Origin of the sequence: Aeromonas sp. 55A, assembly GCF_051919665.1 — a bacterium.
Classification (GTDB): domain Bacteria; phylum Pseudomonadota; class Gammaproteobacteria; order Enterobacterales; family Aeromonadaceae; genus Aeromonas; species Aeromonas veronii.
On record NZ_JBQBEH010000008.1, the window covers coordinates 3,245,544 to 3,266,022 of the forward strand.

At 60.5% G+C, this 20,479-nt stretch carries 18 protein-coding genes and 1 pseudogene; 5 read left to right on the top strand and 14 right to left on the bottom strand.

The features are described from left to right. Nucleotides 1-42: 42 nt before the first annotated feature. A pseudogene (locus ACTG2G_RS19075) lies at nt 43-941 on the top strand (IS3 family transposase); the annotation flags it as partial. Between the two features lie 97 nt (nt 942-1,038). Here the strand turns inward: ACTG2G_RS19075 and ACTG2G_RS19080 are convergent. The 4 genes from ACTG2G_RS19080 to ACTG2G_RS19095 all read right to left on the bottom strand — a co-directional run bounded on the left by ACTG2G_RS19080 (nt 1,039) and on the right by ACTG2G_RS19095 (nt 4,397). Beyond that, nucleotides 1,039-1,242 carry a hypothetical protein gene (locus ACTG2G_RS19080; RefSeq protein WP_082182259.1) on the bottom strand — a complete coding sequence of 68 codons (204 nt, stop codon included), beginning with the start codon at nt 1,240-1,242 and terminating at the stop codon, nt 1,039-1,041. A 183-nt stretch (nt 1,243-1,425) separates the two neighbouring features. Next, nucleotides 1,426-2,958: a tripartite tricarboxylate transporter permease gene (locus ACTG2G_RS19085; protein WP_439985755.1), complete on the bottom strand. Its 1,533-nt coding sequence runs from the start codon at nt 2,956-2,958 to the stop codon at nt 1,426-1,428. A 9-nt stretch (nt 2,959-2,967) separates the two neighbouring features. Continuing rightward, nucleotides 2,968-3,399 (bottom strand): tripartite tricarboxylate transporter TctB family protein, encoded by a 432-nt coding sequence (locus ACTG2G_RS19090; RefSeq protein WP_005350923.1) that lies wholly within the window; start codon nt 3,397-3,399, stop codon nt 2,968-2,970. Nucleotides 3,400-3,410: 11 nt separating this feature from the next. Further along, a complete protein-coding gene (locus ACTG2G_RS19095) occupies nt 3,411-4,397 on the bottom strand; it encodes a Bug family tripartite tricarboxylate transporter substrate binding protein (protein ID WP_439985756.1) in 987 nt (328 codons plus the stop codon). A 222-nt stretch (nt 4,398-4,619) separates the two neighbouring features. Between ACTG2G_RS19095 and tctD the strand changes: the two genes are divergently transcribed. Beyond that, the gene (tctD, locus tag ACTG2G_RS19100; RefSeq protein ID WP_069555689.1) at nt 4,620-5,294 is read left to right on the top strand and encodes a transcriptional regulator TctD; all 675 of its coding nucleotides are present in this window, start codon (nt 4,620-4,622) and stop codon (nt 5,292-5,294) included. Nucleotides 5,295-5,337: 43 nt separating this feature from the next. Continuing rightward, nucleotides 5,338-6,693 carry a sensor histidine kinase gene (locus tag ACTG2G_RS19105; protein ID WP_439985757.1) on the top strand — a complete coding sequence of 452 codons (1,356 nt, stop codon included), beginning with the start codon at nt 5,338-5,340 and terminating at the stop codon, nt 6,691-6,693. A 66-nt stretch (nt 6,694-6,759) separates the two neighbouring features. Here ACTG2G_RS19105 and ACTG2G_RS19110 read toward each other — a convergent pair whose 3' ends face one another. The 6 genes from ACTG2G_RS19110 to ACTG2G_RS19135 form a co-directional block, all read right to left on the bottom strand. Continuing rightward, nucleotides 6,760-7,008: a GlsB/YeaQ/YmgE family stress response membrane protein gene (locus ACTG2G_RS19110; RefSeq protein ID WP_005359720.1), complete on the bottom strand. Its 249-nt coding sequence runs from the start codon at nt 7,006-7,008 to the stop codon at nt 6,760-6,762. A 247-nt stretch (nt 7,009-7,255) separates the two neighbouring features. Further along, the gene (locus ACTG2G_RS19115; protein ID WP_139434670.1) at nt 7,256-7,432 is read right to left on the bottom strand and encodes a DUF3606 domain-containing protein; all 177 of its coding nucleotides are present in this window, start codon (nt 7,430-7,432) and stop codon (nt 7,256-7,258) included. A 256-nt stretch (nt 7,433-7,688) separates the two neighbouring features. Further along, complete coding sequence (locus tag ACTG2G_RS19120) at nt 7,689-11,123, bottom strand: ImpA family metalloprotease (RefSeq protein WP_421388248.1); 3,435 nt, start codon at nt 11,121-11,123, stop codon at nt 7,689-7,691. Nucleotides 11,124-11,422: 299 nt separating this feature from the next. Further along, entirely contained in the window at nt 11,423-12,178 is a 756-nt protein-coding gene (lpxH, locus tag ACTG2G_RS19125; protein WP_421223329.1) for a UDP-2,3-diacylglucosamine diphosphatase, read from the bottom strand. Continuing rightward, a complete protein-coding gene (locus ACTG2G_RS19130) occupies nt 12,175-12,972 on the bottom strand; it encodes a DUF4269 domain-containing protein (RefSeq protein WP_421388246.1) in 798 nt (265 codons plus the stop codon). The genes lpxH and ACTG2G_RS19130 overlap by 4 nt, the downstream gene beginning before the upstream one ends. Beyond that, entirely contained in the window at nt 12,962-13,459 is a 498-nt protein-coding gene (locus ACTG2G_RS19135; RefSeq protein WP_005337417.1) for a peptidylprolyl isomerase, read from the bottom strand. Before ACTG2G_RS19135 ends, ACTG2G_RS19130 begins: the two co-directional genes overlap by 11 nt. A gap of 212 nt (nt 13,460-13,671) precedes the next feature. Here ACTG2G_RS19135 and cysS point away from each other — a divergent pair, with 212 nt between their 5' ends. Both cysS and ACTG2G_RS19145 read left to right on the top strand, forming a co-directional pair. Beyond that, nucleotides 13,672-15,048 carry a cysteine--tRNA ligase gene (gene cysS, locus ACTG2G_RS19140; RefSeq protein WP_421236714.1) on the top strand — a complete coding sequence of 459 codons (1,377 nt, stop codon included), beginning with the start codon at nt 13,672-13,674 and terminating at the stop codon, nt 15,046-15,048. Nucleotides 15,049-15,166: 118 nt separating this feature from the next. Next, nucleotides 15,167-15,808, top strand: coding sequence for a hypothetical protein (locus ACTG2G_RS19145; RefSeq protein ID WP_201929571.1), 642 nt, complete (start codon nt 15,167-15,169; stop codon nt 15,806-15,808). 306 nt (nt 15,809-16,114) lie between these two features. Here the strand turns inward: ACTG2G_RS19145 and ACTG2G_RS19150 are convergent. The 4 genes from ACTG2G_RS19150 to ACTG2G_RS19165 form a co-directional block, all read right to left on the bottom strand. Next, nucleotides 16,115-16,809 (bottom strand): IS1 family transposase gene (locus ACTG2G_RS19150; RefSeq protein ID WP_270657729.1). Its coding sequence is split into 2 segments (ribosomal slippage): nt 16,115-16,563 and nt 16,563-16,809, totalling 696 coding nucleotides; the frame shifts between segments, so codons are not numbered across the junction. 1,109 nt (nt 16,810-17,918) lie between these two features. Beyond that, on the bottom strand, nt 17,919-18,674 hold the full coding sequence (locus tag ACTG2G_RS19155) for a substrate-binding periplasmic protein (RefSeq protein ID WP_005337410.1): 756 nt from the start codon (nt 18,672-18,674) through the stop codon (nt 17,919-17,921). Nucleotides 18,675-18,813: 139 nt separating this feature from the next. Then, nucleotides 18,814-19,560 carry a substrate-binding periplasmic protein gene (locus tag ACTG2G_RS19160; RefSeq protein ID WP_421388110.1) on the bottom strand — a complete coding sequence of 249 codons (747 nt, stop codon included), beginning with the start codon at nt 19,558-19,560 and terminating at the stop codon, nt 18,814-18,816. A 130-nt stretch (nt 19,561-19,690) separates the two neighbouring features. Beyond that, complete coding sequence (locus ACTG2G_RS19165; protein ID WP_421388111.1) at nt 19,691-20,437, bottom strand: substrate-binding periplasmic protein; 747 nt, start codon at nt 20,435-20,437, stop codon at nt 19,691-19,693. Nucleotides 20,438-20,479: the final 42 nt, after the last annotated feature.

Consider the following 20,479-nt stretch of genomic DNA (forward strand, 5'->3'; position numbering starts at 1 on the left):
GGCTCCAGCATAGCGGGGTAGATGGAGCAGACCATCCCATTAGGCTACTGCTCTCTTGATGGCGGACGAGTTCACACGTACGCGCTGATAGACCGATTAGGGAGCAAGCCCCCATCACCCTGGTCTGCTGCGCTTTCGATGTTCCCACCTCCTGTTTTTACGATTATCTGGCTCGCAGGCGGACGATTAACCGTGAACGTATGCAACAGCGCTGTGAGTTGCGCCGGTTGTTCAAAGCGAGCCGGAACTCAGCGGGCAGCCGCGCCTTGATGTCGATGATGCGGGAGTTGGGGTATCAGATTGGTCGATTCAAAGTACGTAACCTGATGAAGGAAGCCGGGCTGGTATCCAAGCAACCGGGCGCTCATCGCTATCAGGTCGCTCGGTCTGAACGACCGGACATTCCCAATCTGCTGGCCCGCGAATTTGATGTCCAGCAACCCAATCAGGTGTGGTGTGGCGATATCACCTACGTCTGGGCAGGTGGTCGCTGGCATTATCTGGCAGCGGTTCTTGACCTGTATACCCGGCGGGTCGTGGGCTGGGCGATGTCAGATAAACCAGATGCCGAGCTGGCCATCAAAGCACTTGAGATGGCGTATCAGCAACGAGGTTGCCCTTCTGGTGTGCTATTTCACTCTGACCAGGGCTGCCAATATGGTAGCCGGGCATTTCGGCAACGACTGTGGCGCTATCGCATGACCCAGAGTATGAGTCGGCGTGGCAACTGCTGGGATAACGCCCCGATGGAACGGTTGTTCAGAAGCCTGAAGTCAGAGTGGCTCCCGGCTATGGGATATATGAGCTTGCGAGAGGCGAAACGAGATATCAGTTATTACCTGATGGATTACTACAACTGGCGGCGTCCACATCAACACAATGACGGGATGACGCCAGCAAAAGCCGAGGATCGGCCTAACCAAGTGTCCGGATTTAGTTGACCACTACAATGCCGGCTATGATGCCGTAAAAAAGCGTGACAAATCCAAATAGCTAAAAAATGCAGCTTGGTTGATATCTGAAAGTTACGAAAGGCCACTAGAAATAGTGGCCTTTTTCTTTTTCCTCCGAATCCACATTTGATCCAAACAGGTGTTGTCCGGTAGAGCCTCCGGCGTTTAATTGCCAGCTCAAGCTCACTATCAGGCTTGCCACCCCCTGACTCGGTGGGGAATACAGATCGAGAAAAAGGGATACAGCGGCCAGTCTGAATATTTCCTTGTCACGTAGCGGCTTGCTCATAAGACCTGCTGAATGACGTCAATTTGAGGCTCTTGAAGTGCCAGAGAACGCGGGGCGATTAGCGTTGATATATTGGGTGTTTTTATAACGTTAGTGACAGATGGATGCGGTCTGTTAAAAAGGGCGAGATCGTTCAGATCTCGCCCTTTTATATCAATATGTCACGTCATCTTTCTTATCGGATCAGGCTCCCTGCTCCGGGCGGGCGTCCGGGATCAGCGGATCGGCTTTGCGGCGGCGCAGCAGGCGTACCAGCGGGGGCAGGGTGATCACTGCAATGGCCAGTACCAGCAGGGTCTGGCTGATGCCGCTGCTCCACAGGATGGCGGTGTCGCCATTGCTGATGGAGAGGGCGCGGCGCAGGTTCTGTTCCAGCATTTCACCGAGTACAAAGCCCAGAATGAGCGGTGACATGGGGAAGTGCATCTTGCGCAGCAGGTAGCCAAAGACCCCGAGGCCCACCATCAACAGCAGATCGAAGGTGGTGCTGTGCACCGCATAGACTCCCACTGCCGAGACGCTGGCGATGGCGGGCACCAGAAACCAGAGCGGGATGGAGAGCATGCGGGTAAACAGCCCCACCATGGGGATGTTCATCACCAGCAGCATGACGTTGGCCAGCAAGAGGGTGGCGATCAGTCCCCACACCACATCGGGCTGTTCGGTGAACATGGTGGGGCCCGGGGTAATGTTGTAGAGGGTCAGCGCCCCCATCATCACCGCCGTGGTGCCCGAACCCGGCACTCCCAGCGTCAGCATCGGGATAAAGGAGCCGCAGGCCGATGCGTTGTTGGCTGCCTCTGGCGCCGCCACGCCGCGAATGTCCCCTTCGCCGAATTTGGCATTCGGCCCAGCCAGTCGCTTCTCGGTCATGTAGGTGATGGCACTGGCGATGGTGGCACCGGCGCCGGGCAGAATGCCGACGAAGAAGCCGATGGTGGAGGAGCGCAACATGGTGCCGGTGCAATGGACCAGCTCCTTGAAGTTGAACAGCATCCGTCCGGTGGTGCGCACCAGCTTGCCGCCGCCGCTGGTGTGCTCCAGCATCAGCAGGATTTCGCTCACCGAGAAGAGGCCGATCACCACCACGATAAACTGCACCCCGTCCGAGAGGTGAACGCTGTCGAAGGTGAAGCGATAGACGCCGGTATTGGCATCCACTCCAACGGTGGCGAGCCCCAGCCCAATCAGCGCCGCCATAAAGGATTTGAGCGGGTTCTGGCTCATCATGCTGCCAAGGCAGGCGATGGCGAACACCATCAGGGCGAAATACTCCGCCGGGCCGAAGGCCAGTGACCAGCGCGCCAGCGCCGGGGCGAACAGGATGATGCCGCCGATGGCGAGCATGGAGCCGACAAAGGAGCTGACCGCCGAGATGGAGAGGGCCACTCCCGCCTTGCCCTGCTGGGCCATGGGGTAGCCATCCAGCGCGGTCATGATGGCGGCGGCATCCCCCGGCACGTTGAGCAGGATCGAGGAGATCCGCCCGCCATACTCGCAACCGATATAGACGGTGGCGAGCAGAATGAGCGCCGATTCGGGGGGCAGTTTCAGCGCAAAAGCCAGCGGCAACAGGATGGCGACCCCGTTGATGGGGCCAAGGCCCGGCAGCAGGCCGACTACGGTGCCGACAAAGCAGCCGATGAGGGCGATCACCAGATTCTCCGGGGTGAGTGCCACCGCAAAGCCCTGGGAGAGGTACATCCAGGTATCCATATTGACTCCTTAAGAGAACCAGACGCCGAGGGGCAGGGTGACATCCAGCAGCCGGTCGAAGGCGAGATAGAGCACCAGACCGCCGACAACGCCGGAGAGCAGGGCAGCCTTGGCAGAGGCGCCAAACAGGCGCCCCAGAACAAAGGTGAGCAGGGTGGTGGCCAGCGGAAAGCCCAGCCACTCGAAGCTGGCACCGTAACCGGCCAGCGCCACCACCATGATGGCGAGGTGGCGCAGGGTACGCAGCGGCGGCCAGCTGACGGTGTCCGGCTGGCGGCGCAGCAGCAACAGGGCGCAGAGCGCCATCAGGCCGATGATGCCGAGCGGGAAGGGGCGCGGCCCCAGCGGCTCATAGCTGTATTCGCTCTGGATCTGCCAGGCGATGGCGGCGCCTGCCAGACAGAGCAACAGCCAGATGGCGGCGAAGATGCGATCGCTCATGGCTACGGCTCCTATTTGGCCAGACCGAAGGCCTTGGCCTGCTCGCGATATTGCGCCACCTGCTCCTTGACGTAGCTGTCGAGAGCCTCGCCGGTGAGGTTAAACTCGAACAGGCCGCGCAGATCCCGCTGCGCCTTGAAGGTGTCGGTCTTCACCAATTGATCGAAGGTCTGCTTCCACCACTGGTATTCGCTGTCGCTTACCTTGGGGCCGACATAGAAGCCGCGGATCACCGGCCACACCAGGTCATAACCCTGCTCCTTGGCGGTGGGGATGGTGGCTAGCTTGCCGGGCAGCCGCTCGGCAGCGAACACCGCCAGCACCCGCAGTTTGTCGCCGCCGATATAGGGCACCATCTCGCTCAGATCGCCGGAGACCGCCTGCACATGGTTGCCCAGCAGCGCGGTGACTGGCTCGCCACCCCCTTCAAAGGCGACGTAGCGCATCTTGTGCGGATCAACCCCGGCCTGCTTGGCCAGCAGCGCCGTCTTCATCCAGTCCTGACTGCCGATGGAGGCGCCCGCGCCGATCACCACGCTGTTGGGGTCGCGCTCCATGGCGCTCACCAGTTCCTTGAGGTTCTGATAGGGGGCATCGTGGCGCACCGCGATCATGCCGTAATCGGTGCCCACCGCCGCCAGCCAGCGCACATCATCCACTCCGTAACGGCCAAATTTCCCCTGTGAGAGGTTGAGCAGGGAGCCGCCGGAGAAGGCGACCACAGTCCCCGCCTCGGCAGGGCGCTGGGCCACGATGGCGTTGTAGGCCACGGCGCCGACCCCGCCCGGCATGAAGGTGACTCGCATCGGCTTGTCGATGGTGCCGGTCTCCTGCAGGCTCACCTGCAGCAGCTTGCAGGTGAGATCGAAGCCACCACCCGGTTTGGCTGGTGCGATACATTCGGTACGGCTCGGGGTCGCGGCACTTTCGGCCGCCTGCAGTGGCAGGGCGCCGAGCAGGGTCAGCAGGGCGAGGGCATGACGTGTGCGTTGCTTCATGGTTGTGTGCTCCATCTTGTCGTTGTTTTTCCTGGGTGTGACTCCGTCGATAGACGAAGTGATGCGAAATTGTTAAAACAACAACCTTTCATTCACCTTTCAATCGCTGACCAAGAGCCGGGAGTGTGACCCTGATCGCACCTTCTCCCGCACTGGCAGTGACGAAGGGATGCAGTTGAAGCACTGCGGCTGAATGCCGTGGTTAGGAACAAGGGGAGAGGGATGCGCTTGCTGTTGGCGGAAGATAATCACGAACTGGCCCACTGGCTGTCGCGGGCACTCACCACCGCCGGTTTCGCGGTGGATTGGGTGGCTGACGGGGCTCAGGCTGATCACCTGCTGCGCCACGAACAGTACGCGCTGGCGGTGCTCGATATCGAGATGCCCAAGCTCGACGGGCTGGCGGTACTCGGCCGGTTGCGCAGTCGGGGGCAGGGGGTGCCGGTGCTGCTGCTCACCGCCCGCGGCGCGGTGGAGGAGCGGATCTGCGGTCTCAATGCCGGAGCCGATGACTATCTGGCCAAGCCGTTCGATCTGGGGGAGCTGGATGCCCGGTTGCGAGCCCTGCTGCGGCGCAGCGAAAGCGGTGGTGCCGAGCTGCGGCTGGGTCGTCTGACCCTGCACCCCGACGGCTATTTTCTGCTGGCCGATGCCCGCCTTGCCCTGACTCCGCGCGAACTGGCTCTGCTGACAGCGCTGATGTACCGCCACGGGCGGCCGGTCGCCAAGGGGCAGCTGTTCGAGCAGGTGTTCAACCTCGATGACGAGGTGGGGCTCGACAGCATCGATCTCTATATCCACCGGCTGCGCAAAAAGCTGGTGGGCAGCGGGGTGGTGATCACCACTTTGCGCGGGCTGGGCTATCTGCTGGAAGCGGCGCCGGAGGCTTCCCATTAGTCGCTCCCTGCTCCATCAACTGCTGCTGTTTCTGGGGGGCCCCTTGCTGATCCTCTGGGCTGCCTCGGCCTGGTACAGCTACTACGGCGCGTTGGCGGCGGCCACCTCGGCCTATGATCGCACCCTGCTCGCCTCGGCCCGCACCGTTGCCGAGCGGCTGACGGCAGCCGAGGGCAGCCTCAGGGTGGATGTGCCCTACGTGGTGCTCGACAGCTTCGAGCGCAACATGCGCGATCGCCTCTTTTATCAGGTGCGAAGCATCGACGATAGGGTCATCTCCGGCTTTGATGACCTGCCCCCCATGCCGGACGGCACGCCCCTGACCGACCGCTATCCGGCGCTCGCCTACTTCTACGACGGGCTTTATCAGGAGGCGCCGATCCGCGCCGTGATGCTGCTGCAACCGGTGGGCGAGGGGGGCGTCAACGGCATGGCCCGCATCACGGTGGCGGAAACCCTGCTCGGCCGCCAGCAGTTGGCGGAGCAGTTGCTCTGGTCGGCCCTGCTGACCCAAGGGGCACTGGTGGTGCTCACCCTGCTGCTCGCTTATCTGTTGCTCAAGCGGCTGCTCACCCCGATGCGGCGCCTGTCGCGGGAGATCCTGCGCCGCGATGCCGCCAATCTCGCCCCCTTGCCGGATTTGCTCCCCTGGCAGGAGACCCGGCCGCTGGTGCAGGCGTTCAACCGCCAGTTGGCTCGATTGCGCCAGCTGGTGGCCCGGCAGGAGCGCTTTAGCGCCGATGCCGCCCATCAGCTGCGCACGCCGCTCACCATTTTGAAAACCCAAGTTGAGGTGGCCCGCAGCAGTGGCGATCCGGCCCTGATGAGCGAAAGCCTCGATGCCATGGCCGTGCGGCTCGATCACACCATCGCCCTGACCGAACGGTTACTGTTGCTGGCCCGGCTCAAATCGGACGAGTGCTCCGGGCTGCGCCAGCGTGAGTCCATGGAGTTGACGCCGCTGGTGCAGCAGGCTTGTTTGTCACGGCTGCCGCAGGCCCGCAGCAAGGGGATCGATCTCGGGTACGAGGGGGAGGAGTCCGCCATCATGGTGGCGGGGGAGCCGCTGCTGCTGGGGGAGCTGTGTGCCAACCTGCTAGACAACGCCATCAAATACACCCCGCCCCACGGCACTGTGACGGCGCGGGTGGTGCGAAGCAACGGGAAGATTTGGCTGGAGGTAGAGGATAGCGGCCCCGGCATCGCCCCCGAGCTGGCGGAACGGGTCTGGCAGCCGTTCCAGCGCCTCGAGCAGGGGAGTGAACAGCCGGGAGCGGGGCTTGGTCTGGCGCTGGTGCGCGATATCGCCCACTACCACCACGGCGAAGTGGTGTTGCTGCCGGCCACCCAGCTGGGGGGCTTGCTGGTGAGGTTGATCGTGCCGCTGGCAACATCGTGAGGGCGATAAAAAAAGAGAGGGCACCTCGCGGTGCCCTGTTTATCTACACATAGATGGCGTTGGGGGTCAGCTGCGGATCTTGTTGAAGACAAACAGGACGATAAGGGCGCCCACGGTCGCCAGCGCGATGCTCGGGATATTGAAACCGGTCACCGAGCCCAGCCCCAGCAGGGTACCCACATAGCCGCCAACCATGGCGCCGACAATCCCCAGCAGGGCAGTCATAAAGAAACCACCACCGTCGCGACCCGGCATGATCCACTTCGCCAGAATACCCACCAACAATCCCAATACGATCCAGGTGATAAAGCCCATGGATTAATCCTCTCTGTGTGTTTGAGTCCGCATTATAGGCAGGGATGCCGGGATGCGAAGGGCCAGACGGCGCTGGCTGGTCACAAGCTGTCGGACGGCGCTAGCCTTATCCGGGCTGCACAGTCCGGTTGTGAGCGGTTGAATGGCGTTATGTGCGCTGCCAAACAGGGGCGGGGACGGGCCCACGTAAAGGCCAAGATGAGAAAAGCCCCGCGAGCGGGGCCGGGTTTGTGACGGGGTTGTGCCCTCACTTCTTGAGGTATTTTCTGATCGCCTTGCCTGAGGTGCCGACTGCCTTGACCGCCCGTTTCAGCTGGACCTCGGTGCACTCGAACATTTTGATCCACTGCTTCATCTCATAGGGATCGTTGACATTGATCTTCTTGGCATCGAACGGGTGAGCGACCACATTGCTGTCAGGCATACAAACCTCAACTTGTTGAAATAGCTGGCGAGAAAGACATTTCTGCCTGAGCGCCATCATCCTCTCAATTGGCAAGGGGCAAGGTGACGGGGTTCACACAACCCGGGGACTGAAAGAGGAGTGCAGGTTTGCTTTGCTGATCTGTGAGCGATCACCACTATTTCACCCTCTTCACATCATCAACAACAGGGCCAGAGGCCGGATAAACAACAAGCGCCCTGCCGGGCGCTTGTTGTGGTTATCGTGATGACCGGCTTCAGGGTGTTGGGCAGGCGCTTGGCGAGCCGCTGTTGCGGGGCCAGAGAGTGGATCCATAGCTTTCAGAGAGCGGCAGGAATGTGACGCCTTCGCTCATGTTGGCTGGGGGCAGGTCATCCTCCAGCACATACATCCCCATCGGCAGGCTGCCATAACGCTGGTTGGCCTGCACCTGAGCGACCGCGAGACTGGAGTAACGCAGGCCAAGCAGATCGAAGTGATTTCGCCAGTCCCAGCCGGTGAGCCGACTGAGTGCAACCAGCATAAAGTCATTGCCCGGTATGTCGCGCACCCGTTTGCCGCCATAGACCGCATGCCCCGAGTAGGGGAACAGGCTAAAGCCGAGCCTATCCTTGCTGGCATTCCACTGCACTTCACTGTCGGCTGCCGCGCCGAAGATCCGTGAATGCTGATAGAGCAGGGTGAAGAGAGTGAAGCCATCGTTCAGCCGGGTGCCATCAGTCAGGATCATACCGTGGGCGCGCAATGCCATCTGGATATAAAACGCCATGCGATAGCCGTTGTGGACGGCGTAGGCATTGCTCTTCCAGGGGGCTTCGTAGCGACTCTCGCCGGTATCGAGCACCTTGCAGTTGGCCCCGAGCACGAGGCGGTTGCCACTCCTGTCCCTTACCTGCGCCGCATCAGACATGAACACATAGAAGAGATCCTTGTGATTCATGTGCCCATCCTTGATGGGCGCCGTGTTGCCATCTCTCAGATAATGGGCGCGCCACTTCACCACATAAGGGAAGATGTTGTTGGAGTTTTCCCCCGCCCGGCTCCCGTAGCCACTCCAGTTGTCGGCATCGTCTGCCGCAGCGTACTGCACGTTCAACCGGTTGGTCTGCAGGTTGTGGCCCAGCTCGTGATTGTCGAGCCAGCCGGTCGGGCTGATGCTGCCGGAAGAGTCCCACGGGTTGCCACTGCAACCGCTGCCGCAATGGGCATTCTGGTCATAGTTGGCATGCTGGATGATGGTGCGGGTATGGAGCGATTCATCGAGACACCCCTCCCCCAACAGTGCCACGCAGGCGTTTTTAACATCCGCAGGCAGCGACTCATCGAGCCCCTTGCCCTGAATTTTCAGGCCCGCCAGGGTGTAGACACCATTGATGTGATCCCGGGCGATGCTGTCGAGCAGGGCATTGGTGTCGGGGATGACGCCACCAACCGCCTTGGTGAAGCGATCCCGGCGCAGATGCTGTTCGGCGCCATCGGCCCGCAGATCGATATGGGGCAGCTCGGTTTGTTCCAGCCGCTCGTTGAACTCGCGGATCTGCTGCTCATCACCGAAATCCATGATGGCCGGATGACGGGTGACGCCCGTGGCGCTCACCTGGACGGCCAGCGATGCTGCCCCCCCTTCCAGATAGAGGTAGATAGGGCCGCCATAAGGAGAGGTGAAGGTGACGCTGCCCCCCTTGGCCAAGATCAGCCGCCCGGTGGTCAGCTCCAGCGGGGCTCGATAGATCTTCTGCTCATAGGCGCGATTGGTGTTGGGCCTGTGGTAGTTGAGTCGGACGGTAGCGGACACATCGGCGTTATCGGTGCGTCTCAGGGTGATGGTTTGTCCCGGCAGGGCATACCAGCCGGTGGTGGTCCACTGCCCGCTGTAGGGAACCGCAATGCGCCGACTGTCGGTGAGCGTTGCGGGATAGGCATAGTGAGTCGCTTGTCCCTTCACTACCTTGCTGCGATCGGTGACGTACTCCCCCAGATCGGGTTGGGCCGGGGTACGAGTGCGGGCATAGCTCACCAGCCAGTCGGCAAACATCGCCTGCTGCCAGGATTGATGCTCATCCCAGGCGATGGGGTAGTCGATGGCGGCCCTGTATTTGTCGGCCAGCAGCAGGGTGGCGGGCAACAGTGTCACGCCGTCACGAGCAAAGGGACTGATCCCGGCCTTGTCGAGGGTGATGGCCGCATTTCTCAGCCAGTCGGCACCCAGCTTGAACTGCTGGTTGAAGCTCTCCGAGCCACCGCAATTGATAAAGTTGCCGCCGCAGCTATCGAGCCACTGGGTCGTGAAGTTGCGATCCAGAAGGTTGCCAAGCAGGGTATCGACCGCCATCAGCTGGGCGTCTGGTGCCATGATGGTGTTCACTGTCAGATCGCTGGCTCTGAGTTTTGACCAGTAGTTGCCCCAGGTGACCAGCCCCATATCGAGATAGAGGGGGCTTAGCAGCGGGCTGGCATCGCGCCGATAGTTGGAGAGCAGCAGCGGGATCCCGGCCGCTTTGGCCTTGGCGATCCCCTGTGCGATCCCCTGATACCCTAGCCCCTGGCGGTCGATATCGCTGATCACGATAAGCTCCGGCGCCATGGTGTCGATGCAGTCGCTCAGCGCCTGATAATCGCAGGTATTGGCCGGGTTGATGCTGTGCTTGTCGGGATAGATCGCCTTGAGCCAGTCCCGCACGCCTTCGTTGTGGGGAAAATAGACGCTATCGGCGCGGCTTGGCATCTGGGCGGTGAGGATGCGCAGGCCATCGCTATCCTTGCCCCGGGTCAGCCAGCCAATCAGCCCCTTGAGCAGCGCCTCGCTCTGCGCTGTGCGGTCAACGGAAAACAGGTTCGCCCCCATGGCGGCCTGACGGTAATCGGCTTGCTCGGAGACCATCACCAGACCCCGGATCTCGCTCTCCCCCTTGCCATTGATGTTGGAGGGGAGCAGGGTCACCGTGCTCTCCGGCTGGAAGCTGGAAAAGGTGATGGAGTCGTGGCTCGGGTTCCAGCTGATCTGTGCCATTCCCTGATAGAGGCTGCGAACCAGTTTGGTGCGGTGCGCCTCACTGTCGGCAATCGTCGCACGGGCATGGGCGATCAGGGATTGCTCGCTGGCAAGGGTATGATCTTCCCGGGCAATGGCATTGGCGGCATCGCTGATAAAGCGGGCCGAGATCTGACAATCGGCGCGCATGGGTGCTGTGGTGTAGGTATTACCCGTCAGTGTTCCCTCACATCCTGCGATCTGTGTCAGTACGAAGCCACTTTCGGGCTGCACGGTGAAACTGCCCTGTTCACCGGCGTTCAGACGCAGGGCGTCGGGGCTTAGCCCGCCCCCCTGAGAAGCTTGAGTGGTGGCGTTGAAATAGACGGCGGCACTCTCCTGCGTGAAGCTGGCCGAGATCTGGCAATCGCTGCGCATGGGGCCAGTGGTATAGGTGAGGCCGTCCAGGGTGCCATCACAGCCGCTTATCCCGGTCAGGAGGTAACCGCTGTCAGCCTGTACCGAGAAGCGCCCCTGTTCACCCGCCGCCAACCGCAGGCTGGTGGGGTTCAACTGTCCGCCCGCGCTGCTCTGGCTGGATGCCTCGAAATAGTTGGGGGTGACAGGGGGGCGGATAGGGGTCTCTTCCTGTTCGCCATCACCGCCGCCACAGCCTGTGATCAACAGCGCCAGTAAGGGGGTGAGAACCGTCTTTTTCATTGTTTGATACGTTCCTTGTGTTACGACGGGTGGGAGGAGTCGGTAGTCTAATGAGCGGTTTCGTTTATTTCAACGCTGATTGAATGGTTAATTATCTTTATTTTCAGCATGTTGGATGTGTTTTTTGGCCGGCGTTTGCCGTATTTGGTGTTGCTGGCGCAGCAGAACCGATAGGGATGGGGCGAGCACCCCATCAGCACAGGCCATACCAGCCTGAGCTCACCGTAATGAGTCGCTTCACCGGGTTAACAGGGGATGCCGGGCCGCAGGTTTTGCCTGCAACCCTCGCAGGGGGGATGTCAGACGGATGGGTGAGCGGCGGGGCCGATCATTGCCAGCGCCCGCATTTCCAGCCGCTGCTCGCCGGGGCGGCAGACCAGCACCGAGCCTTGCTCGAACCAGTCTCCCAGCACGATGCGGCGGGCGGGGTGGCCATCGAGGGTGAAGTCGTGGATGGCGGGTCTGTGGGTGTGGCCGTGGATCATCATCCGGCAGTCGTGGGCGCGCAGGGTGTCGTCCACCGCCGCGGGCGTCACATCCATGATGATCTGGCTCTTGTGGGCATTTTCCATCTGGCTTTGGCCGCGCATCTTGCAAGCGATGGCCTGACGGCGGGCGAGCGGCAGTCGCAAAAAGAGCCAGCGCAGCCACTTGAGCTGGGTGATGCGGCGAAACTTCTGATACCCCTCATCCAGGGTGCAGAGCAGATCGCCGTGGCTCAGCACTACCCGCTCCCCATAGAGGTCGATAACGCAAGGATCCCCCAGCAATGTCATCCCAGCGCGCTTGGCAAACTGCTGGCCCAGCAGAAAGTCGCGGTTGCCGTGGATAAAGTAGATGGGCACGTTCTGCTGGCTCAGGGCCAAGAAGGCATCGGCCATCTGTTGATGAAGCGGATTTGGGTCATCGTCGCCAATCCAGAATTCGAAGAGATCCCCCAGCACATAGAGGGCATCGGCGCCGGGGGCGTCGTGCTCGAGAAAGCGCACCAGTGCCGCGGTCATATCGGGCCGCTGGGCAGAGAGGTGAATGTCACTGATAAAGAGGGTGCTCATGATGTGGGGGTCGGGCTCTCGGTCGAAACAGGGCAAACAGGGGTGGCAGAGATAGTAGACACAACAGGGGACGAACAGTGCGCTGCAGGCGCCATCGCGCCAGTTGCGGTATGGATATCGTCACGGGATGGCGGCTGCCATGACAGCTCGGCCAGATTGCGTCCCTCCAGCGTCAGCAGCGCTTCATAAGGATCGCCCGCCAGACCCAGCAACCGGCACATGGCCGCTTCCCCTTTCAATCCCTCTTCAAGGCGCAGGCGCAGCACTTCGCGGTAGAAGGCATCACCAAACCGCTCGAGCAACGCGGCCATCAGGGTGAGGTGGCGCCAGCCATTCAGCGTCTCGATGGGGGCGGGGGTGACATAGAGTTCCAGCGGCCAGCTGGCCTCGCTCGTGTCAGAACCGGTATCTGCACAGCTCTGGTCGAGACAGGAAAAGGTGCGCTCCAGCAGCCAGACATTGTCGCCCTTGGCGCTCGCCTGCCACCCTTGCTCTGCAAAAGTAGCGGCAAATGCCGCCGGATCAGCATGCTGGCAGAGAATATCGAGATCGCTGCCCGGCCGATCGAGGCCGATGGCGAGCGTGCTCACCAGCGCCAGATCGGCGCACTGCGTTGCCAGCTCATCCCACACACCGGCGGTGAGCAGGGCATGGGCCGAGCGCTGGCGCGGGTTGCCGTGGGCCAGATAGTCGAGGCGGCGCCAGTTTGGTCTGGCAGTTGGGGAGGCAGATGGAAAAACTGCGGCCGGGGCCGCAGTTTTGTCAGTGCCGAGTCGGCAGAGATCAGTCAGCAAGGGTCACCTTGGTGATCACCACGTCTTCTACCGGCACGTCCTGATGGATGCGGCCGTAGTTGCCGGTCTTGACGCCCTTGATCTTGTTGACCACGTCCATGCCGGCGGTCACTTCACCGAATACGCAGTAGCCGAAGCCCTGAGTGGTGGCGGATTTGAAGTCGAGGAAGTCGTTGTTGTTCACATTGATGAAGAACTGGGCGCTGGCAGAGTGCGGCTCCATGGTGCGGGCCATGGCGATGGTGCCGATCTTGTTGGACAGGCCATTGGCCGCTTCGTTCTTGATGGGGGCGCGGGTGTCTTTCTCTTCAAAGCCCGGGGCATAGCCGCCGCCCTGGATCATGAAGCCGTCGATAACGCGGTGGAAGATGGTGTTGTCGTAGTGACCGTCACGGCAGTATTGCAGGAAGTTGGCCACGGTTTCCGGGGCTTTTTCAGCGTTCAGGGTGAGGGTGATGTCGCCGTGATTGGTGTGCAGAGTGACCATGATATGTCCTTTCATTTGATGCGGACGACGAAGTGCCCGCAGGTGTATGGCATAAAGTGGTGGCAATTCTAGCCCATCAGGGGCTGGCGGCATAGTCTCTCAGGCGCCGTAACCGTGCTGGCAGGCGGGATTGGCCACGTTTTCTGCCTCGTTTTCTGCCCCTGAACGGGGTATTATGACCAACCATTTTACTCACAGGCAGTGGTTAGAAGATGCTGAAGATATACAACACACTCACTCGTCAAAAAGAAGAATTCAAACCTATCCACCCGGGCAAGGTGGGCATGTATGTGTGTGGTGTCACCATCTACGATCACTGTCATATCGGCCACGGCCGCACCTTCGTCGCTTTTGATGTGGTCGCTCGCTACCTGCGTTACGCCGGTTACGACCTCACCTACGTGCGCAACATCACCGACGTGGATGACAAGATCATCAAGCGTGCCGCCGAGACCCAAGTGACCTGCGACGAGCTGACCGAGCGGCTGATTGGCGACATGCACGCCGACTTCGACGCCCTCGGCATGGTGCGCCCGGATATCGAACCGCGCGCCACCCAGCACATCGAAGAGATCATCGAGCTGGTGCAATCCCTGCTGGAAAAAGAGCACGCCTACGTGGCCGATAACGGCGATGTGATGTTTATCGTCGAATCCTACGCCGACTACGGCAAGCTCTCCGGCCAGGATCTGGAGCAGCTGCAAGCCGGTGCCCGCGTCGACGTGGTCGATGCCAAGCGCAACCCGCTCGACTTCGTGCTGTGGAAGATGTCCAAACCGGGCGAGCCGACCTGGGAAAGCCCCTGGGGCCCGGGCCGTCCTGGCTGGCACATCGAGTGCTCCGCCATGAACTCCAAGCACCTTGGCAACCACTTCGACATCCACGGCGGCGGCTCCGATCTGCAGTTCCCGCACCACGAGAACGAGATCGCCCAGTCCTGCTGCGCCCACGGTGGCGACTACGTCAACACCTGGATGCACAGCGGCATGGTGATGGTGGATAAAGAGAAGATGTCCAAATCCCTTGGCAACTTCTTCACCATCCGCGACGTGCTGGCTCACTACGACGCCGAAACCGTCCGTTACTTCCTGATGTCTGGCCACTACCGCAGCCAGCTCAACTACTCGGAAGATAACCTCAAGCAAGCCCGCGCCGCGCTGGAGCGCATGTACACCTCCCTGCGCGATCTGCCGGTAGCCGCTGCCGCCGGTGGCGACGAGCAGGTGGCGCGCTTCAAGGAAGCGATGGACGACGACTTCAACACCCCGGAAGCCTACTCCGCCTTGTTCGATCTGGTGCGCGAGATCAACCGCCAGAAGGGTGAAGACATGGCCGTTGCCGCCGCGCTGGGCGCCCGTCTGCGCGAGCTGGGCGCCGTGCTCGGCATCCTGCAGCAAGACCCCGAGGCTTTCCTCAAGGGTGACGAAGCGGACGAAGAGGTTGCCGAGATCGAGCGCCTGATCGCCGAGCGCAATCAGGCCCGTGCCGACAAGAACTGGGCCGCCGCCGACGCCGCCCGCAACCGTCTCACCGAGATGGGTATCGTGCTGGAAGACAGCGCCGGCAAGACCAGCTGGCGCCGTGCCTAAGGCCCGCCGGTTGACGACCTGACGCAGAGCGCAGCCCTTGGGCTGCGCTCTTTTTTTCAGGGCCCGGCGCGTTGTTCAAGGCTCGGCCCATGCAAGCGAACATAAGGAAGATGGCACCATGAAGATATCCAGCTGGCCCGTGCTGGCACTGGCCCTCTCTGCGGCGGCCCTGATCGCCCCGGCCCATGCGGGCACCACCACCAGCGGCAAGCTCGATCCGGCCGCCAGTGCCCGCGCCAAGGCCAAGGTGGCCCAGTTTCTCGACTGGGAGCGCCAAGTCAAACCGAGTGGCCTCTATCAGAGCGATCTTGGCGGCGCGCTGCCCACTATCGTCTCCCCCGAGCTGCTCTGCCTGCTCAATGCCGCCTCCAGGGCGCGCGAAATAGCCACCCGCCAGGCCCCCGACGAGAAGCCCCCCTTTGTCGAGGGCAACCCCTTCCTGCCCAACGCCTGGGATAACCTGCTGGGCTCGGAGATCCTCTCGTCACGCGCCATCGCCGGCAGTCGGGATCGCAGCGAGGTCAAGGTGCGCTTCACCTTTGGCGAGCCGGGCACCCCGCTCGACGCCCCCAGCGGCACCTACCGTTTTGTCAGCACCTATCTGGTACAGGACGGGCCGCAAGGCGCCCGCATCACCGATATCGACGCTGGCGGCAGTTGCGACTTCTGCCAATCCGGCAGCCTGCGCGCCGCCCTCTATGAGACGCTCACCGCTTATCCCGCCGCCGGGGGAGAGCAGTGCAAGGGGTTGGGGAAATAGTTTTTATCTGGAATGAAGGCATGTTTGGGGAATAGAAATAAAAACCGCAGCTCAAGGCTGCGGTTTTTTATTTAGAGAGGGGATAAATGTGGTTTTCTTTGTCGGTAGGGAAAATATATATTTGCAAGGCTTGGTTATTTATCGTAGAGGCATTAGTTCGCCATGTGATAGATAGTCCATTAATTCTTGATCTTCCACTACGCCAGAATAAAAAATATTTTCCCATGAGTTTATATTTTTGGTGGCTGCCATCATTTTAAATGCTAATAAAAGCTCTCTGGTATCTTTGTTAGGTAATGACTCCAATCAGTTGAAATGGTGTCTTTCTATAAAGGCACCAATCACTTTCTCGTGGAGCTCAACGGAACGAGAGAAGCAGATGGTCTTGCGAGCCAATCGCTTGATGCGCATTCTGAGCGTCAGGTTGTTACGCTCGATACGCTGGGTGAATATCTTCCCGGTCAGATGCATCTCGCTCGGCACCTCTCTGGCATAGCTTCCCCAATCATCACTGGTGATAAAGCCTATCTGGAACGGAGAAAGCAGGCTCAGCAACCGACGGCATGTCTCATCGTTGCGTGGGCCAAAGGTATATGCCACGACTCGTTTTCTCTTGGTATCAAAAGCATACCAAAGCCAATGTCGATGCTGTTTGTTGCCAACATAGGCCCATTGCTCATCAAGTTCACAGATAAGTGCCACGTCATCGAGCACCACCTTTTCGGAGGTTACTTGCCTTGGGGTGAGTTTTTTAGGGTGCGTATGACTGTGTTGATGCCAATCTTGAGGACGCGAGCAGTATCACGAACACCTGAGCCGTTGAACGCCATATCAACAATCTTGTCTTTGACGCCAGGCTTGCGGGCTTCATAGGTGTAGGTGAGCTGAAACACGTGCGGACAGACGGGGCAACGATAGCGAACATGGCCGGCAGGGGTCTTCCCATGGCGATATACGTGGTCAGAGTTGCAGCGAGGGCAGTGAACGGTGATGGATGCCATGAAGCTGTCGGTCTCAAAAGAGTTCATCATATCAACTCAACCGATCGGATGCATCACCCCGATAGGGATGGGCACCGCTTGCCGTTATACCCGCCATGATTTTTTCATCTATGCAACCATGTCGATAACGCTTGTTGCATAGGTGCGACAATCTGATCTTGCCATGGGGCGGGCGAGGGGCTGACTCTGAGCTAACAACCCGCCAGATCTTTGCCCCGAATAGGCTGGGGAGTGTTACCGCGGTGCAATGCGCTGCGCTTGGTGCACCCTACGCCTGTTAACCGGCCTCGGGGCGGCTTGCTGGGTGTTGCCCCCTGTTGTTCGTCGAGGTGAGCCCGTTTGTCCAGGCCGCGAGGCAGGACGCCGAGCGAGCGCCGCTGTGCCATGGGCCAAACCGGTATTGGACGAGCAACGCTCGGCCCGGTTTGGCGCAAGGACATGGATGTCCGTAGCGGACTTTGACCGACGCCAGGGATGGCGAAGGTCAAAGCCCATCGGCGCGTGCCGTGGGACAAACGGGTGAACCGAGGGAACCCGACGCAGGAGGGCGAACAAGTGGGGGTGGCCTTTCTTTTGGTGACTTTTCTTTGGCCACGCAAAGAAAAGTCACTCGCCAAGCCGCGCAGCGGCGGCGAAACCCCGTCGAGGACGGAGTCCTCGTGTCCTGCATGGCGAAGCCATGTCCATCAGGCGAGTGACCCCTCACCCTAGCCCTCTCCCGCAAGGGGAGGGGGGACGGTTACCGCGGACGATTACGCTTCGCTAATCGACCCTACGCTAAAGTCGCTACCGCCCCTGACTGTCGCTACCAGATTGCACCGTTGACCATTGATCTCGGAAAAGGGGTCAACAGACGCCCTTCGCCATATTACGGAGCCAGAGTGGTCTTATCTATGGTTTTGATGAGCTAACTATCAGAAAAGAGTGATTTTTTGCGCTGGCACAAACTTTTATTAATTAGCGATTAGTTGTTGGTTGCCGGGGCTTGGAGCTGGCAGGGCGGTGGGGGGACGCCGCGAGAGGCGTGCAAACGGTAAAAAGAGGGGAGCGCAAACGGAAAAAAGCGAAGGGGCCCGCGGTGGGCCCCTTGTTGTTGGCGCTCGACGCCGCTATTTGGTGGCGGGGGTAGGGAAGTATTTGCTGTGCAGCAGCGGGTATTCGCTGCTCGCCAACACCTGGGTCAAGCCGGTCTGGAACTCCTTGACCAGCTCGTCGCTCACTGGATGGCTGAAGGCGAAGCAGAGCTGCTCCGAGCTCAGCACCCACTGCTCCTTGAAGCTGGCTGGGTCGATCTTTTGCTCTGCGACCAGCATCTCCATGGTGGTCTTGTGAGTTGACAGCAGATCAACCCGGCCGGAGGTGAGCATCTTGAGCGCTTGTGATAGCCGATTGGCAGTCATCAGCCTGGTCTCGTCAAAGCCGTTGTTGAGCAGCAGTTGCTCCCCCACATCGGCCCGCACCGCCCCGATATTGAACGCCTTGGCATCGTCGAGCTTGGTGATGGTGATATTGCGCTCGGCCAACCCTACCAGCACGACTTCGATATAGCCGACGGGACAGGCCCACTTGAACAGGGGGTCCCGCGCCTGGGTGCGGGCGGTGGAGAAGAGCACTGCATTGGGTTTTTGGGTCAGCAGGTAGTAGCCGCGCGCCCACGGCATGATGGTGATGGGCTGCGCCGGGGTATTGGTCTTTTTCCACACCAGTTGCAGCAACTCGACTGCGAGGCCGGTGGGGGCGCCGCTGGCATCGGCGTAGTTGTAGGGTTTGTACTCTTCGGTGATGTAGTGCAGTTTGCCAAGCTCAGGACTCGCCTGTGCGAGGGTGGCCAGCAGCGCCCCGGCCAATCCAATCCATGGTTTCATTTTTGCCATCCTGATCAAGGGAATATCTGCTCAAGTGTGACCAAGCTGGCCGATTTCGCCAAGGCGACGGAGCATGTTTGGCAAAAAAGCGCGGGCGTACAGCCCCATCCCGCACCCTATGTCGGCGGCGATCGGGGCGTTAGCGCAGCGGCAGGTATTTGGCTTGCAGGGCCGAGAAATCCGCCGAGGCGACGACATGGGTCAGCGCCTGCTGAAAGAGGGCGACCTCGCTGTCGGGCACCTGACGGCTGAAGGCGTAGCAGAGCGGTCTGGCATCCAGCACGAAGGCGACATGAAAGTCATCCGGCTTGAAGCCGAGCTGCTGCAGAGTTTGATAGCCCGCCAGCTTGTTGGTCGCAAAGAGATCGGCGCGACCTGAGGTGAGCATTTTGGCCGCCTGGGTGAGGCGGTTGGCCAGCATCAGCTGGTGCTCATCGATACCGCGTTCGAGCAGCAGCTGTTTGGAGACGGTAGATCGCACCACGCCGACCTTGTAGCGGCTGATCTCGGCCTCCGAGCCTAGGGTGATGTTGTCCGCCTTGCGCCCCAGCAGCACAAACTCCGAGTGATCGATGGGGCAGGCCCACTTGAAGAGCGCCTCCCGCTGCGGGGTGCGGGCGGTGGCAAACAGCACCACATTGGGTTTTTGTTGCAGCAGGTTGTAGCCCCGGGCCCAGGGCAGAATGCGGATGGGCTGGGGCGACACGCCCCGCGTTTTCCAGATAAGCTGCATCAGCTCTACCGACAATCCGGTCGGCATCCCTTGCTGGTCGCTGAAATTAAACGGGGGAGAGATTTCGCTCAGATACTCGAGCTTGCCCGGATCGGCCTGCGCGAAGGTGGCCCACAAGAGCAGTAGCAGATGAGGTAGGTGCCATGTCCGCACGGGAAAGATCCTTCACAATCAACTATGTAGCCCAGTTTGACTGCTTGTGGCGGGAATAGCTAGCCACCTCTATTGCATTTTTCATCAATAAAATGGGCAGCGAACTGCTGCCCATCGGGTGAGTGAGTGCTCAGCGCACCGGCAGGTATTTGGCCTGCAATTTGCGAAACTCCTCCGAGGCGAGGGCGCGGGTCAGGCCCTGCTGAAAGAGGGTGATCTCGCTGTCGGGCACCTGACGGCTGAAGGCGTAGCAGAGCTGCTCGGCGCTCAGCACCATGGCCACGTTGAAGTCGTCGCTATTGAGCTTCAATTCGCGGATGGCGTCATATCCCGCCAGCTTGCTGGTGGCGAGCAGGTCGGCGCGGCCGGAGAGCAGCATCTTCAACCCCTGCGACAGGCGGTTGGCCGGGATGATGTTGTTGTCATCCATGCCGTTGTTGAGCAGCAGCTGCTCGGCGGCGTCCGAGCGCACGGCGCTGATCTTGTACTGGCTCATCTGTTCGAAGGCGGTCAGGGTGATGTTCTGCGCTTTGCGGCCAAGCAGTATGTACTCCGAGTAGCCGATGGGGCAGACCCACTTGAAGAGATCCTCCCGCGCCTGGGTGCGGGCGGTGGAGAAGAGCACCACGTTGGGCTTCTGGGTTAGCAAGTAATAACCTCGCGCCCAGGGCAGGATGCGCACCGGCTGGGGTGTCACGCCGCTGTGTTGCCAGATCATCTGCAGCAGTTCGACCGCAAGGCCGGTGGGCTGGCCTTGCGGATCGCTGTAGTTGTAGGGGGGGTACTCTTCGGTGAGGTACTCGAGCTTGCCCAGATCAGCCCGGGCCGTCGAGGCCCAGCAGAGCAGCAACAGATGACAGATCAGCCATATCCTCATAGGGAACATCCTTAGCGATCAACCTTCCCTTGAGTGTGACCA